15 protein-coding genes are annotated in these 14,669 nt (G+C 64.0%); 12 read left to right on the top strand and 3 right to left on the bottom strand.

Features of this window, described 5'->3' with window-relative positions:
- The coding region (locus IT350_20905) for a hypothetical protein (protein ID MCC6160522.1) at positions 1-1,028 on the bottom strand (1,028 nt) is incomplete at its 3' end.
- 171 nt (positions 1,029-1,199) lie between these two features.
- Between IT350_20905 and gcvT the strand changes: the two genes are divergently transcribed.
- The 5 genes from gcvT (at position 1,200) to IT350_20880 (ending at position 7,854) form a co-directional block, all read left to right on the top strand.
- Complete coding sequence (gene gcvT, locus IT350_20900; protein ID MCC6160521.1) at positions 1,200-3,464, top strand: glycine cleavage system aminomethyltransferase GcvT; 2,265 nt, start codon at positions 1,200-1,202, stop codon at positions 3,462-3,464.
- A gap of 178 nt (positions 3,465-3,642) precedes the next feature.
- A complete protein-coding gene (locus tag IT350_20895) occupies positions 3,643-4,812 on the top strand; it encodes a methionine adenosyltransferase (GenBank protein MCC6160520.1) in 1,170 nt (389 codons plus the stop codon).
- 83 nt (positions 4,813-4,895) lie between these two features.
- Complete coding sequence (locus IT350_20890) at positions 4,896-6,155, top strand: adenosylhomocysteinase (protein ID MCC6160519.1); 1,260 nt, start codon at positions 4,896-4,898, stop codon at positions 6,153-6,155.
- Between the two features lie 46 nt (positions 6,156-6,201).
- Positions 6,202-6,759: a hypothetical protein gene (locus tag IT350_20885; GenBank protein ID MCC6160518.1), complete on the top strand. Its 558-nt coding sequence runs from the start codon at positions 6,202-6,204 to the stop codon at positions 6,757-6,759.
- 189 nt (positions 6,760-6,948) lie between these two features.
- Entirely contained in the window at positions 6,949-7,854 is a 906-nt protein-coding gene (locus tag IT350_20880) for a hypothetical protein (GenBank protein ID MCC6160517.1), read from the top strand.
- Between the two features lie 72 nt (positions 7,855-7,926).
- On the opposite strand, the gene IT350_20875 is transcribed toward IT350_20880, so the two are convergent.
- The gene (locus IT350_20875; protein MCC6160516.1) at positions 7,927-8,724 is read right to left on the bottom strand and encodes a carbonic anhydrase family protein; all 798 of its coding nucleotides are present in this window, start codon (positions 8,722-8,724) and stop codon (positions 7,927-7,929) included.
- A gap of 166 nt (positions 8,725-8,890) precedes the next feature.
- Between IT350_20875 and rocD the strand changes: the two genes are divergently transcribed.
- From rocD to IT350_20840, 7 genes are all read left to right on the top strand, one after another.
- Positions 8,891-10,114, top strand: a complete 1,224-nt coding sequence (rocD, locus tag IT350_20870; GenBank protein MCC6160515.1) for an ornithine--oxo-acid transaminase — start codon at positions 8,891-8,893, stop codon at positions 10,112-10,114.
- Between the two features lie 109 nt (positions 10,115-10,223).
- Complete coding sequence (locus IT350_20865) at positions 10,224-10,544, top strand: winged helix-turn-helix transcriptional regulator (protein ID MCC6160514.1); 321 nt, start codon at positions 10,224-10,226, stop codon at positions 10,542-10,544.
- A 61-nt stretch (positions 10,545-10,605) separates the two neighbouring features.
- A complete protein-coding gene (locus IT350_20860; protein ID MCC6160513.1) occupies positions 10,606-11,772 on the top strand; it encodes a permease in 1,167 nt (388 codons plus the stop codon).
- Between the two features lie 13 nt (positions 11,773-11,785).
- On the top strand, positions 11,786-12,016 hold the full coding sequence (locus IT350_20855; GenBank protein MCC6160512.1) for a TM0996/MTH895 family glutaredoxin-like protein: 231 nt from the start codon (positions 11,786-11,788) through the stop codon (positions 12,014-12,016).
- A 40-nt stretch (positions 12,017-12,056) separates the two neighbouring features.
- Positions 12,057-12,452 (top strand): hypothetical protein, encoded by a 396-nt coding sequence (locus tag IT350_20850; GenBank protein MCC6160511.1) that lies wholly within the window; start codon positions 12,057-12,059, stop codon positions 12,450-12,452.
- Positions 12,452-13,150 (top strand): sulfite exporter TauE/SafE family protein, encoded by a 699-nt coding sequence (locus IT350_20845; protein ID MCC6160510.1) that lies wholly within the window; start codon positions 12,452-12,454, stop codon positions 13,148-13,150. Before IT350_20850 ends, IT350_20845 begins: the two co-directional genes overlap by 1 nt.
- Positions 13,147-13,593, top strand: a complete 447-nt coding sequence (locus IT350_20840; protein ID MCC6160509.1) for a thioredoxin family protein — start codon at positions 13,147-13,149, stop codon at positions 13,591-13,593. The genes IT350_20845 and IT350_20840 overlap by 4 nt, the downstream gene beginning before the upstream one ends.
- A gap of 47 nt (positions 13,594-13,640) precedes the next feature.
- On the opposite strand, the gene IT350_20835 is transcribed toward IT350_20840, so the two are convergent.
- A complete protein-coding gene (locus tag IT350_20835; GenBank protein ID MCC6160508.1) occupies positions 13,641-14,612 on the bottom strand; it encodes a VCBS repeat-containing protein in 972 nt (323 codons plus the stop codon).
- Positions 14,613-14,669 lie beyond the last annotated feature (57 nt).

Here is a 14,669-nt window from a genome sequence, read left to right as displayed (position 1 = left end):
GTCTCGGTGCCCGTGCACCACAGGCCGTCGTCGGCGCACGGCGATCCGCTCGACACGCACGCGGCCGTTTCCTCGTCGCACGACTCGTTGCCGTCGCAGAACGCGCCGTTGTCGTTGCAGGGATCGCCCGAGTGCGTGCAGGCGTCCGCGGCTTCGTCGCAGCTTTCCGTTCCGTTGCAGTAGATGGCGTCGTCGGCGCAGGGCGAGGTGCCCGCGAGGCAGTCGTCGGCGACTTCGTCGCAGGTTTCGACGCCCGTGCAATACTCGCCGTCGTCGCAGGGGTCGCCCGACGACTCGCACGCGTCGTCGGTTTCGTTGCAAGACTCCGTGCCGTTGCAGTACGCGCCGTCGTCCGCGCATGGGTCGCCGCCGTGCAGGCACTGGAATTCGACCTCGTCGCAGACCTCGTCGCCGTTGCAGAAAGACCCGTCGTCGGCGCAGGGGTTGCCGCTATGCACGCACTCGTCGGTGTCTTCCCAACACATCTCGACTCCGTTGCAGAAGACACCGTCGCTCGCGCAATCGACCGGCGTACCGGCGGCGCATTCGTCGGCGACGCACGTCTCCGCGCCGTTGCAGTACAGACCGTCGTCGCACTCGGGATCGGTGGTGCAGGGGTCGCCCACATCTCGCCCGGGCGGGCGGTCGTCGCGGTTCGGCGCTTCGCCCGATGCCCGGCACACGAGAATCCAACGCGCGGCGCGCCCACCCCCGCGCATAACCGTCCACTCGCGCTCGACGTGATACGCGCGGGGGTTCGAGCGGTCGATGCTGCCCGACGCGCCGATCGGGTCTGCGAGCGGCGTGAACGAGGGCCGAGCACGGACTCCCTCGTCCAACGAGACCTCGAACGCACGGCAGTCGCGGGTCGCGGCGTCGACGATGTCGATGAGAGTCTCAGGCGACACCCGAACGGCCTTCGCCGAAATCGCGTTTGCCGGTTTTGGGGGACTCCCGCCGGCGGCGATGAAGATCGCCGGCAACACGAAACCGATCGCCGCGACCGCGAATACGCGAAAACGATGCATGCAAAACGGTTAACACCCGCGCATTCGGCGCGTCAAGCAACGCGGGCCGAGGTCGGGCCGCGGCCGGGCCGGCGTCATTCTTGCGTCCCCGGTGCGTTGGCCCTAGACTTTGACCTCCGGTTGGGGCCGGTTACGCGTCATGCTTTTTTCGAATCTTATCGGGGCTCCCGCATGTATCTCGACTTCACAGGTCGTGACGTCCCGGCGGACGTGGATACCGCCGAACTGCGTCGCCTGAGCGATTACTTCGCCGAACAGCTCAACGAAAGCGGATTCTACGCGACCACGCGCAAGGCCGCTCCGTTCGAGATCGTCGTCGATCTTCGCCCGTTCACGCCTCCCGACGCGTTCGCTATTTCTTCCGGCGACGCCATCGCCGCGCTGGCCACCGTCGGCATCAAGGCGACGCAGGATCAGCGAACCGGCGTTCCGCGCACAACGACATTTCTGATGAATCCTTCGCGGTACGCCGTGGCGTGCCAGAGCGCGGAACTGTGCGTGCGCATCACGCGCGCCATGGCCGGGCTGTTCTACAGCGCCCGGACTTATGCCGAATACAAACCCGGCGCGCCGGAGGCGGTCGGCGGCGCGCGATTCGAGTGGAGTGCGATCGAAAAGACCGAGCAGGCGTTGCGCGAAATCGCGCAACTCGTGTCGGGTGCGGGGTCGTTTCCCGAGCCCACGTCCGGCGCCATCGCGTTTGCCGGGCCCGAGGCGGTCTTCGCCGTGGGTCAACTCGTTTCCGTGACGACGCTCGACTTGCTGCCGGGTTACGCGCGGCGCGCGCTCCTGCTCATGCCGGACGCCCAGGTGCTCGACGAAGTGATCGTCGCCCGGCTGCTGCGGGGCGACGGGGAGCCGAGCTTCGCGATTTGGCCGAGCCCGCGACGCGCGGCGCAGATCGCGCTCTGGTTGCGCGCGGTCGCTGCCGGTGTTGTGGAGATCGTGCCGGGAGATCCCTGGCCGCGGATCCACGGGCTCGACGAATGCCGGTACGTCGATCACGCCGAGCTGGGCGCGGCGGCGGCGGCGCTCGCCGAGGCGCGCGACGTCTCCCCGTTTACGGGCTCCGCGATCGACGCGGCGAAAGCCGGTGCAGACATTGTGATGCCGTCGAAGGTTTTTTTCATCGGACAAAAAGCCATCGCGTCGGCGATCGGCGCTCCCGCGCGGCCCGAGTTCGCGCCGGCACCGCGACCCGACGGGCCGCCGCGCCGCACAGTACTGTACGACACGCACGTCGCCCTTGGCGCCAAGCTGGTTCCGTTCGCCGGTTGGGAGATGCCGGTGCAGTATCCCGCCGGGATCTTCGCCGAACACCGCGCGACCCGAACCAAGGCGTCGCTCTTCGACGTGTCGCACATGTCGGTCTTCGACTTCACGGGCCCCTGGGCGGGGGTGTTTCTCGAAACCCTGCTCGCCAACCGCGTGCTCAACCTGCCGGTGGGCCGCGCGGCCTATCAGTATCTGTTGCGCCCGAACGGAATCGCCGCGGACGACACGTACGTGTACCGGCTCGAACGCGAGCGCTACATGCTGGTCGTCAACGCGGCCAACGCGGCGGCGGATTGGGAATGGATCAACGCCGCGGCTTCGAACCGTTTCGCGATCGATCCCGTCGAAGGCGCGAAACGCATGCCCGGCCCGGTGCAAATCCGCGACCTGCGCAGCGCCGGCGCCGATTCGATGCTCGACCTCGCGCTCCAGGGACCGGGTTCGCGCGATCTGCTGATCCATATCGCGGATTCGGAAGAGGACCGGCGTCGAATCGCCGCGATGAAACGCAACCACGTCGCGCGCGCCCGGGTCGGCGGATGCGATGTCTGGCTCGCGATGACGGGCTACACGGGCGAACCGGTGGGATACGAGATCTTCGTGCATCCCGATCGCACGGTCGAACTGTGGAAAAAGCTGTGCGACACGGGCGCCGGCCCCGCGGGGCTGGGTGCGCGCGACGCCGCCCGCCTCGAGGCGGGACTGCCGCTCTTCGGCCACGAACTCGAAGGATCGCTCAGCGGCACGCTCACCCAAGCGGGATACGGCTGGGTCGCGCGACTGGCCAAGCCGTGGTTCGTCGGTCGCGGCGCCTATCGCGCGCGGCTCGAGGGCGGCATGCGACGCAAGCTGGTGCGATTGGCGGGGCAAGGGGCCAAGAGCGTGCGCGAAGGTCACGTCATCCTCGATGATGATCAGAATGTCGTCGGCACGATCACCTCGTTTGCGTTCCTCGACGAGGAGAAGCGCTTCGTGGTGCTCGCCTACGTGGACTCCGAGTTCGACGACACGCCCGGCCACATCGTCAAAGCGGCGCGCATCAAGGACTCGCCGCTGCCCGGCGAGGATCTGACGGCGAAGCTCGTCGACCTCACCGTCCAGCCGCGCTTCCCCAGTCGCACGGAACAGGATGAGTGGAGACGCATCTACGCCAAGGCGTAATCGACCCGACGCCGCGATTCCCCGCGATGTAACGAGCGGTTGAACGTCATCTCGCGTCTTTGCGCCGGCCTCCAACCCATGCAGTGAACCTCGTCTTTTTTCTGATCGCGATCTGTGTAGAGTGTTTGGCCCGAATGGGGACAGGGGTTCGTTCATTCATCCCAGGGAGAGAGCGCGTATGCCGAGCTTGGACTATCTTTTCACGTCCGAATCCGTGACCGAAGGCCACCCCGACAAGATCGCCGACCAGATCAGCGATTCGATCCTCGACGAGATTCTGCGTCAGGATTCCAAGGGCCGCGTGGCCTGCGAAACGCTCGTCACGACCGGTCTCGCGGTGATCGCCGGTGAGATCACGACGACCGGCTATGTGGACATGGCGGCGGTCGTGCGCAAGACGATCGAGGAGATCGGCTACGACGATTCGCGCAAGGGTTTCGACTTCCGCACCTGCGCGGTGGTGACCTCGATCGACAAGCAGAGCCCAGACATTTCCCAGGGCGTAACCGAGGGCCAGGGCCTGCACGTCGAGCAGGGCGCGGGCGACCAGGGCATGATGTTCGGCTTCGCGTGCGACGAAACGCCCGTGCTGATGCCCGCGCCGATCCACTACGCGCACCTGCTGTCCGCGGGCCTCTCGAAAGCGCGCAAGGACGGCCGCGCGGCGTTTTTCCGCCCCGACGGCAAGTCCCAGGTGACGGTGCAGTACGAAAACGGCGTGCCCAAACGCATCCACACCATCGTCATCGCCACGCAGCATGACGACGACGCGACCCACGAGCGGATCGTCGAGGCGGTGCGCGAAGAGGTGGTGAAAAAGTCGCTGCCCGCGGGCCTTGTCGACGACAAAACGATCTATCACATCAACGCCACCGGGCGGTTCGTCGTCGGCGGGCCGATGGGCGACTGCGGTCTCACGGGACGCAAGATCATCGTGGACACCTACGGCGGCATGGGCCGTCACGGCGGCGGCGCGTTTTCGGGCAAGGACCCGTCGAAGGTCGATCGCTCCGCGGCGTACATGGGCCGCTACATCGCCAAGAACGTCGTCGCGGCGGGGCTCGCGTCGCGCGTCGAGATCCAGCTTGCCTACGTGATCGGCGTTGCGGACCCGGTCAGCGTGTACGTCGACACCTTCGGCACCGGCAAGCTGCCCGAGGAAAAGATCGCCGATCTGATTCGGCAGGTCTTCCCGCTCAAGCCGGCGAAGATCATCGCGCACCTCGACCTGCTCAAACCGCGCTACCGCGCGACCGCCGCGTACGGCCACTTCGGACGCACCGAGGACAGCTTCACGTGGGAGCGCACGGACAAGGCCGCGGAACTCAAGGCGCTCGCGGGGAAATAGCGAAACGCGAAACCGCATCGATGCGCGGGCAAGTCGCCCACGTTGGGATTTTTTCGTTTACGCACGGATATAAGGAAGCACAAATGGCCGACTACGACGTGAAGGATATCGCGCTCGCCGACGAGGGCAAAGACAACACCGAATGGGCCGAGCAGTCGATGCCCGTGCTGCGCCAGATCCGCGCGCGGTTTAAAAAGGACAAGCCCCTCGCGGGCCTGCGCGTCTCCGCGTGCCTGCACGTCACGACCGAGACGGCGAATCTGATGCTCGCCCTCGCCGAGGGCGGCGCGGATGTCGCCCTGTGCGCCAGCAATCCGCTGTCCACGCAGGACTACGTCTCCGCATACCTTGCAAAATATGCGGGCATCCGCATCTACGCGATCAAGGGCGAGGACGGCCCGACCTACTACAAACACCTGAATCAGGCGATCGACCTGAAGCCGCACGTGACAATGGATGACGGCGCGGATCTCGTGAACGTGCTGCACACCGAACGCAAGAGCGAACTGGCGTCGGTGCGTTTCGGCACCGAGGAAACGACGACGGGCGTGATTCGCCTGCGCGCGATGGCGGCCGACGGCGTGCTCGGCTACCCCATCGTCGCGGTCAACGACGCGAAAACCAAGCACATGTTCGACAACCGCTACGGCACCGGCCAGAGCACGATGGATGGCTTTCTGCGCGCGACGAACCGGCTGATCGCTGGCTCGACATTCGTCATCTCCGGCTACGGTTGGTGCGGGCACGGCCTCGCCAGCACGGCGCGCGGCCTGGGCGCCAATGTCGTCATCTGCGAGATCGATCCGCTGCGCGCGCTGGAAGCGATGATGGACGGATTCCGCGTCATGCCCATCGCCGAGGCCGCCCCTCTGGGCGATTTTTTCTGCACCGTCACCGGCGACATTCACGTCATCGATCTCCCGGCCTTCGAGGCGATGAAGGACGGCGCGATCGTGGCGAACTCCGGCCACTTCAACGTCGAACTCAACCTCGCGAAACTCGCCGAGGTCGCGGTGAAGCGGCGCATCGTGCGTCCCTTCGTCGAGGAATTCACGCTCCAGTCGGGCAAGCGCATTTACGTGCTCGCCGAGGGGCGGCTGCTCAACCTCGCTTCCGCCGAGGGTCACCCCAGCGCGGTGATGGACATGAGCTTCGCGAATCAGGCGCTCACCCTCGAATGGCTCTACAAGGGCGGCGACGCGCTCGAGAAGAAGGTCTACTCCGTGCCCAAGTCGATCGACGAAGAGGTCGCGCGACTCAAGCTCGCGGCGATGGGCGTGCACATCGACACGCTCACCGCGGAGCAGAGCGACTACCTGACGCGCTGGGACATGGGGACCTGAGCCCCGATAAACCTGACGCATCGCGTTTTCGCCGGGACGCGTTCCGATGCCTCGCTGGAGCAAGACCAACAAGCTGTTCGAAGAGCATCTCGCCGCCTCGCTTTCGGGGCGGTTCAAGATGCGTGCGACCGGCTACCGTCAGTCCCACGATCGGGATGGGCGCGTGTGGTTTGAATTCGACGGACGCGAGGTCGCGGATTTTTCGGTCGAGGGGTTCTACGCGGAAGTCGATCGGCAGGTGGGGATCCGCGATCCTGATCTGAGCGATTGGCGGATGAGTCGTTCCGATCCGCAACTTCGCCCGCGCTTCTTCCAAATGCGAGACGAACTGACCGAAAAACTTCGACTCGATGGCGTTGTTGTCCTCGCGGATTTCGTTCAGGATCTGACCTTATATTTCCAGATGAATCACGCCGAGATTCTTTCCAGCCCAAGCGCGGTGATACGAGCCTTGGGAATGCTGGATAGGCGTCTGGGAAAGCGAAGTTTGCGTGCGTTGACAATCGGTCCCGAGGACCCGAGCCCGCTCGTGCGGCGATTTCTAGCGATTCGATATGAAGCTGAGGGGCTTCGATTGAATCGCGACGCCCCCTCCTTCACCTAGGAGCGCGGCGTTCTTCTATACGTCCGCCCACACGCGTGATCCAGCCTGACATCCGGTGAGTTTCTTCACCCCGACCTGATCGGGCGAACCGACGGTTCGACCGAGGTCGAATTTTTTCGATCCCCAAACGGCGATATTCATGTATGATTCCTCACGTATTCGCATGGTCGCGAAATACGGAGGAAAGACATGCATCGACCCATTTTCCTTGGACTCCTGCTTCTGATGGCCGCATTCACGCTCGCCGCCTGCGGCTGCGGCGACGATGACGACGACAACGACGATGGCGCCCCGACCGACGACGATGTCGACGACGACACGTCGGACGACGACACCGGCGACGACGATGTCGATGACGACTCGGCGGACGACGACACCGCCGATGACGACACGACCGACGATGACACGACGGACGACGACACAGGCGACGACGACACCGAAACGCCGCCGACCGATCCGATCTCGGTCGAACTCCTCGATGTGATTTCGGACAATCCGATCGTCGGCGCGACGTGCGAGCTGATCCGCTCGACGGGCACGTCGTTCGATCCGGCGATCACGACGATCTCCGACGCCGGCGGCTTGTGCGAGTTCAATCAGAAGATGCGCGACGACCTCTTCTCGATGAAGATCACGCACGACGATTACGTCGATTCGTACGCGATTCTCTATCCCGCCGCCGGATCGTGGTACCTCAAACTCGTGACGCCCGCCGTGCGCGCGATGCTGGCCATCGCCATCAGCGTCACGCTCGACGACACCAGGGGCGTGGTCTCGGGCGCGGTGGATTGGGACAGCGGCAGCGGTTTCACGCCGGTGGGTTGCGCGGTGGTGACCGACAGCGCGGGCAGCGACATCTTCTACTTCGACAACGGCGGTCTGCCGACGACCGGGCGCACCGACTCGAATCCGGCGAACGGCTACTTCCTCGCGGTCAATGTCGATCCCGCGGAGGACACGTTCACGGCGGATGCCGACGGGGAGGAGATCGAGAAGACCTTGCCGACCATCGTGCCGGACGCGGTCAACTACATGAATCTGATCTACGACAACGCGACCTGGCCGACCGATCCGGAACCGGCGGGCTGCATCTGATCGATTGACGCGATTTGCACACGAGGCGCGGGGGCAAGTTCCCCCGCGCTTCGCACTTTCAAGCCGTCGGTATCAGTTCTTCGCGCCCACGTGCAGCACGGTGCGCGAGCCGAGCGGCTGCGTCGGCCGGGCGTTGTGGTGCATGGTCTTTTCCATGACGCCCAATGTCGACGCCGACACTTCGAGGGGTTTGTCCATCAGGAACCACTCGACACCTTCGGTGCACGGCGGCGTGGTCAGCGAGCCCTTCCAGTGAAAATAAGCGCGCGATGACGGCAGCATCGCCGTCGGATCGATATAGACGTTGTTGACCGATCGCTCGGGCCCTTCCTCGGCCGGCGCGACGCGCCAAGCACGTTCAAGCGCCGAGTTTTCGTCGCCGGGCGCCAGCATCACGCCGACCACGGCGAGCTTGCCCGAGGTGCTCTTGTGGACCAGATGCATTTCGCCCGCGAAGGGTTTGCCGTCGATGAAATTTTCGCTCGGCGTATGAAAGTGGAACTGCGCGAGGTCGTAGCGTTCGCCGTCCACCGACAGGTAGCCGCCACCCGCGTTCACCTGAATCGTATGGCCGTTGTTGAGCACGCGCAGCGCAATCGGCTGGTAGTGGAATTCCAGCTTCGGCGCTTCGGCCGCCGTCGCGCTCCCCGACGGAACGTCGATGGGCGACTGCGCCGTGCCCGTTTCGCACAGGGCGAATTCAGCCTTGAGATCGCCCCAGTGTTCCGGCCCGAGCGTGCCCTCGTAGCCCCACTCGTGCCCGCCGTGCCCGCCGCCGTGTCCGCCTTTTTCTTCGGCGACGACCCATCCGGCCGCGAGCACCACCGCCGTCGCCAACATCCATGTCCCCAGGATTCGCCGTTTTCTCATGAGAAGCCCCTAAAAAAGAGTTTCGTACCGGATATCGGCGCGATCGCGTCGAAACACAACCCGGTTTTCGCCCCGACGCTCACGTGGGGCGATTTTCAGTTTGACATTTCCAAGCCGTTTCGCAAAATCGCGCCGGTGAACTTGCCCTTCCTTTTTGGAGCTTGCCATGACATCGCCCATGAATTCGCAAACCCTGATGGATCTCGCCGAAACCTACGGTTCGCACAATTACAAGCCGCTGCCCGTCGTCATCGACCGCGCGCAGGGCGTCTGGATGTGGGACGTCGAGGGCCGCAAATACATGGACATGCTCTCGGCCTACTCCGCCGTTTCCACTGGCCACTGCCACCCGCGCCTCGTGAAGGTCCTGCAGGATCAGGCCGCGAAGCTGTGCGTGACGAGTCGCGCGTTCCACAACGCCGAGATCGGCCCCTTCATGAAGGAGCTGTGCGACCTGACCGGCATGGCCCGCGTGCTGCCGATGAACACGGGCGCCGAGGCGGTCGAGACGGCGGTCAAGGCCGCGCGCAAATGGGGCTATGTGAAAAAAGGCATCCCGATGGGCGAGGCCGAGATTCTCGTTTGCTCGGGAAACTTCCACGGACGCACCACCACCATCGTCAGCTTCTCGTCCGACGAACTTTACAAGCAGTATTTCGCGCCATTCACGCCGGGCTTCAAGATTCTGCCTTACGGTGACGCGGGTGCCATGGCCGCCGCGGTCACCGAAAAAACGTGCGCGATTCTCGTCGAACCCGTGCAGGGCGAAGCCGGCGTGATCGTGCCGCCCGACGGCTACCTGAAGGCGCTGCGCAAGCTGTGCGACGAGAAAAACGTGCTGCTGATGCTCGACGAAATCCAAACCGGCTGGGGACGCTGCGGCAAAATGTTCTGCTATCAGTGGGAAGGCATTCAGCCCGACGTGCTGATCCTCGGCAAGACGCTGGGCGGCGGCATTCTGCCGATTTCCGCGTGCGTGACCAATGACGAAGTGCTCGGCCTGTTCGTGCCGGGCGAGCACGGCTCGACGTTCGGCGGCAACCCGCTGGCCTGCGCGTGCGCCCGCGAAGCCATGCGCGTCATCGTGGAAGAAGACCTGCCCGGACGCTCAGAACGCAATGGCGCAAAACTGAAGGCGGCGCTGCTCGCGATCGACAACCCGCAGATCAAGGACGTGCGCGGCAAGGGGCTGCTGCTCGCCGTCGAATTCGCCGACGGTCCGAAAACCGCGCGGCAGTACTGTCAGGATCTCATGGCCGAGGGCATCCTTGCCAAAGAGACGCACGTCACGTCGGTGCGTTTCGCGCCGCCGCTCGTCATCAGCGACGAGGAACTCGACTGGGCCATTTCGAAGATCACGAAGGTGTTTTCCGCGGCCAAGGCGGCGTAAGGCGACCCGCGCAGAGTTTCGAAATTCCGTGAGCAATTTCACGTAAGAGCGAATTGACGGTTGCCGCGCTCTCCAATTTAGCGTATTAGCTAAATACGAGAGGTGAAGCATGGTCGCAAAACGGACGACCTCGGATCGGAGCTTCGAAATTCGGGCGAAGGTCTTCAAGGCTTTGGGCCATCCCAGCCGCCTGAAGATCGTCGATGCCCTGCAGGAGGGGCCGAAGAACGTCGCCGACCTGGTCAAGCTCGTGGGATCGGAATACGCCACCGTCAGCCGCCACATCAGCCAGCTTCGGGAAGCCGGGATCGTGTCGGAAGATCGCAAAGACGGGAACATGGTCTTCTACCGACTGGACGTGACGTGCATCGCGGGATTTTTCTCGTGCGTCACGCAGGTCGTCGAGCAGCGGAAGGCCGCGATGTTGTGAATCCGCGCGGTTTTTTTGTTTCTTTATTTAGCCGTTTTGGATAACGGCGAAGGATTGAGTCATGAAAGAAAAAACGAAGCTGGCCGTTTTGGTCGGGGTTTTTCTCTCGGCTTATTTCATCCCCCTCGGCAACGACCGGGTGCGGGGCGCGATCCTCGAGGCATTCTGGATGCTTCAGGACTACGCGCAAAAGCACGTGCTGTTCTGCCTGGTGCCCGCGTTTTTCATCGCCGGGGCAATCAGCGTTTTCGTTTCGCAGGCCGCGGTCATGAAGTACTTCGGCCCGACGGCGAAAAAGATCCTGGCCTACTCCGTCGCCTCGGTGTCGGGTTCCATTCTGGCGGTCTGCTCCTGCACGGTGCTGCCTCTCTTCACGGGGATTCACAAACGCGGCGCCGGACTCGGTCCCGCCGTCGCCTTCCTCTATTCCGGCCCGGCCATCAACGTGCTCGCCATCATCCTGACGGCGCGCATCCTCGGGTGGCAGCTCGGACTCGCCCGGGCAGTTGGCGCGGTGATCTTCTCAATCGTGATCGGGCTGCTCATGGCGGCGATCTTCCGCCGGGAAGAGCAGGAAAAAGCGGCTGGCAACATGTTCGCCGCGGTGCCCGACGAAGCGCGACCGCTCTGGAAAACGGTTTCCTACATGGCCGTCATGGTCTTCATCCTGATCTTCGCGGCGTGGGGGAAGTCATCGCAGCCCGTCGGCTTCTGGGACGCGGTCTATCGGGTTCATTGGCCCGTCACCTTCGCGCTGCTCGCCGTTCTGGGTGTCATGCTCTGGCGATGGTTCAAGAGGGAAGAACTGGGCGAATGGGTCGCCTCGACCTGGGATTTCACGAAACAGATCATGCCCCTGCTGCTGGGCGGCGTTCTCGTGGCTGGTTTCCTGCTGGGCCGAGCCGGGACAGATACGGGCGTCATTCCGAACCGGTATATTGAGGCGCTTGTCGGCGGCAATTCGTTTCGCGCGAATCTGTTCGCCTCGATGGCCGGGGCGCTGATGTACTTCGCCACGCTGACCGAGGTACCGATTCTGCAAGGCTTGATCGGCTCGGGCATGGGACAAGGTCCGGCGCTGTCGCTGCTGCTCGCCGGCCCGGCGCTCTCGCTGCCGAGCATGATCGTCATCTACGGCGTGCTCGGCCCAAAAAAGTCATTCACCTACTTCGCGCTGGTCGTTGTCATGTCCACGGTTGCGGGCATGGCCTACGGCGCGATTGCCTGACGGGAGGTTCGCCATGAAAGTCGAAGTGTACGGCCCCGGATGCGCCAAGTGCCGACAGTCGTACGATGTGATCCGAAAGTATCTGGACGAAAAGGGGCTCGCCCACGAGGTCGTGAAGATCGAATCCATCGACGCGATGATGGCGCTGGGGATTCTCGCGACGCCGGCGATCGTGCTCGACGGCAAGGTCGTGCTCAAGGGCCGCGTCCCGACCACGAGCGATCTGCAAAAGCTGTTTGGTTAATTCATCCCCCGAAGGGGACCTTGCATTGGGAGTTTCGGCGATGTTTTCGAGGACGATTCGAATCGCGCTCGTGTGCCTGTTCGGTCTTTTCGCTTTGGCGGCCGTCGCGCGTGCCGGGGACGCGAAGACCATGGTGTACTTCTTCACCCATTCCAGCGGATGCGACTGCACCAAGCGGGAGTGCAAGCTCGCCGAGCCGATCGCCGCGGAGATCCAGACGGGTCTCGCCGCGGGCTTCGAGTATCGCCATCTCGATTACGGCGAACAGCCCGAAACCGTGAAACCGCTCATGGAAAAATACAAGCTCTTCTCCTTTCCCGCCCTGCTGGTCGTCACACCGCAGGGGTCGTCGCTCTATCAGGCGCAGGGGAAACTGCGCCGTCAGGACGTCCTCGCGAAACTTCGGGAAATCGGTGTCGTGAAGGAAACGCCGTGATGCTCGACAATTTCCTCGCCAACGCGGAACTCTACATCCACTCCAATCCCTGGCTCGCGGTGGGCGCGGTGTTCATGGGCGGGCTTCTCACGGCGTCCAATCCGTGCGTGCTCGCGATGATCCCGCTCACCATCGGCTTCGTGTCGGGCGGCAAGTCGATCTCATCGGCCAAGAGCGCCTTCGGTTTCTCCCTGTTCTTCGTTCTCGGCCTCGCACTGACATTTACCGTCATGGGCGTGGTCGCCGCGCTGGTGGGACGCCTTTTCGGCAACGTGTCGGCCGTGTGGAACTTCGTCGTCGCCGCCGTGTGCGTGGTGATGGGCGTGCATCTCGCGGGTTTGGTGAAATTGCCGATCCCCGCGCTGAACGTGAACCCGCGGATCAAGGGAAACGTCGGTGCGTTCCTGCTCGGTCTGCTGTTCGGCGTGGTGTCCGCCCCCTGCGCGGCGCCCATTCTCATCGTGCTGCTCACGTACCTCGCGGCGAGCGGGTCCTCCGTGACGTACGGCGCGTTTTTGCTGCTGGTTTACGCGCTGGGGCACTGCGCATTGATCGTCGTGGCGGGAACCAGCGTCGGTGCTGCGAAGGCCGTGATCGAAAACAAAAAACTCACCGCGGCGACCGACGTGCTTCGTCGCGTCGCGGGCGTGCTGATCGTCGCGGTCGGCGCGTTTTTCGCACGGCGGGGTTTGTCATGATGAAGCGGTTCCATGTTTTGCGGATTCTATCGATCGCCGTCGCCGTGGCGGCGCTCGCCGCGCTCGCTTCTTGTCAGGGTGCGTCCGATGCCGGTGTCACAGCGGCCGCGCCCGCGTCGGGGTATCGCGACGCCGCCGAGGAGATCGCCGAATACCGCGCCAAAGGACTGCCGATGATGCTCGATTTCGGCCGTGGCTGGTGCAAGCCGTGCAAGGCGATGGCGCCGGATCTCGAGGCGCTTCACACCGAGCTCGCCGGCAAGGTGCTGGTGCGCTTCAACGACCTGGGGAAGGAAACGGAACTCGCTGAGCAATATCGGATCCGCATCATGCCGACACAGGTCTACGTCGACCGCGAGGGGAAAGAGGTCTATCGGCACGAGGGCTATGCGTCGAAGGCCGATATGACCGACCAACTCGCCAAACGGGGATTCCTCCCGTAATCGGCAGATGATCGCGCCGTAGAGATCGTGCTGCTTCTCGAACTTCGTCAGCAGCCGCAGCAGCCGCCGTCGTCATCGTCATCATCGTCGCCCGATCCCGCGTCATCGTCCGCATCGTCATCCGTCGTGTCGTCGTCCGCGGCATCGTCGTCGATCACGTCGTCGTCCGCATCGTCGTCTGTGTCGTCATCCGTGTCGTCATCGGGCGGCGGCGCATCGGTCGGTTCAATCGCGGGGCTCGGCCAGCCGACGAGCCCGTTCTCGTCCGTCACGCGCAGCGAAAACGCTTCGGCGTCCGGCGCGGTCACCGTGAAACGCAGTTCCTCGCCGCCGAGAATCGGCGCGGGCGCGGCGAGCACGGTTCCCGCCAGAAACGTCGCGGGCGACATGGACGCGGGCGCGTCGGTCCACCAGCGAAGGTCGTACGACGTCGCCGTGCCGCAGGCCCAGTCGTCACCGGGCGCGGTGACGACGATTTCGAAGACATTTGGATCGTCGGTGAAATACACGCGCAGGTCCGTCGGCACTCCCGGCGGCAGCGTGTCGGTTCCGTGCGCGCCGGTATTCCATTCGTCGTGGTGGAACGACCACCACTCGGCGTTGATGCCCGCGTCGCGGCACGCCGTGCCCGTCGTCTGCCACGCGAAAATGCGCCCCTCGTTGGTGTGCGTGACGACCTCGAAGAGCCCGTCGCCGTCCACGTCGCCGACCACGGGCGACGCCTGCATGCCGTTCTGCGTGTATTTGGGCCAACCCGCGGGCGTTTCGCCGTCGGTGTTCCACGCGCGCACGAGATAGCCGAGCGAACTCGCCACCACCTCCATGCGCCCGTCGCCATCGAGATCGGCGATCGTGGGATTGTGCAGGAAATGCACGTCGTCGAGTCGCTTGCGGAAGGTGCGCCCCCAGTCGCCGAAGGCCCAGCCCGAGACGTTGAACGAGAGAATCTGGAAGATGTTGTCGGTGAGGTTCACGAGCCCGCCCGTGGGCATGAAGTACCACATCTCGTCGCCGTTCATGTTCCCGAACGCGCCTGACGCGGAAACTGAAATGTTGAACGACGAACTGAGCGTCTC

It is taken from the genome of Deltaproteobacteria bacterium (genome assembly GCA_020845895.1).
Lineage (GTDB): Bacteria > Lernaellota > Lernaellaia > JACKCT01 > JACKCT01 > JADLEX01.
This window is presented reverse-complemented; position numbering and strand designations above follow the sequence as displayed.

What these genes read in the sequence shown, in the direction of transcription:
- IT350_20875 (MCC6160516.1), bottom strand. Translation starts at nt 8,724, where the DNA reads ATGAGAAAACGGCGAATCCTGGGGACATGGATGTTGGCGACGGCGGTG.
- IT350_20885 (MCC6160518.1), top strand. Translation starts at nt 6,202, where the DNA reads ATGCCTCGCTGGAGCAAGACCAACAAGCTGTTCGAAGAGCATCTCGCC.
- IT350_20855 (MCC6160512.1), top strand. Translation starts at nt 11,786, where the DNA reads ATGAAAGTCGAAGTGTACGGCCCCGGATGCGCCAAGTGCCGACAGTCG.
- IT350_20860 (MCC6160513.1), top strand. Translation starts at nt 10,606, where the DNA reads ATGAAAGAAAAAACGAAGCTGGCCGTTTTGGTCGGGGTTTTTCTCTCG.
- IT350_20840 (MCC6160509.1), top strand. Translation starts at nt 13,147, where the DNA reads ATGATGAAGCGGTTCCATGTTTTGCGGATTCTATCGATCGCCGTCGCC.
- IT350_20850 (MCC6160511.1), top strand. Translation starts at nt 12,057, where the DNA reads ATGTTTTCGAGGACGATTCGAATCGCGCTCGTGTGCCTGTTCGGTCTT.
- IT350_20890 (MCC6160519.1), top strand. Translation starts at nt 4,896, where the DNA reads ATGGCCGACTACGACGTGAAGGATATCGCGCTCGCCGACGAGGGCAAA.
- IT350_20865 (MCC6160514.1), top strand. Translation starts at nt 10,224, where the DNA reads ATGGTCGCAAAACGGACGACCTCGGATCGGAGCTTCGAAATTCGGGCG.
- IT350_20880 (MCC6160517.1), top strand. Translation starts at nt 6,949, where the DNA reads ATGCATCGACCCATTTTCCTTGGACTCCTGCTTCTGATGGCCGCATTC.
- IT350_20835 (MCC6160508.1), bottom strand. Translation starts at nt 14,612, where the DNA reads ATGAACGGCGACGAGATGTGGTACTTCATGCCCACGGGCGGGCTCGTG.
- IT350_20895 (MCC6160520.1), top strand. Translation starts at nt 3,643, where the DNA reads ATGCCGAGCTTGGACTATCTTTTCACGTCCGAATCCGTGACCGAAGGC.
- IT350_20845 (MCC6160510.1), top strand. Translation starts at nt 12,452, where the DNA reads ATGCTCGACAATTTCCTCGCCAACGCGGAACTCTACATCCACTCCAAT.
- gcvT (MCC6160521.1), top strand. Translation starts at nt 1,200, where the DNA reads ATGTATCTCGACTTCACAGGTCGTGACGTCCCGGCGGACGTGGATACC.
- rocD (MCC6160515.1), top strand. Translation starts at nt 8,891, where the DNA reads ATGACATCGCCCATGAATTCGCAAACCCTGATGGATCTCGCCGAAACC.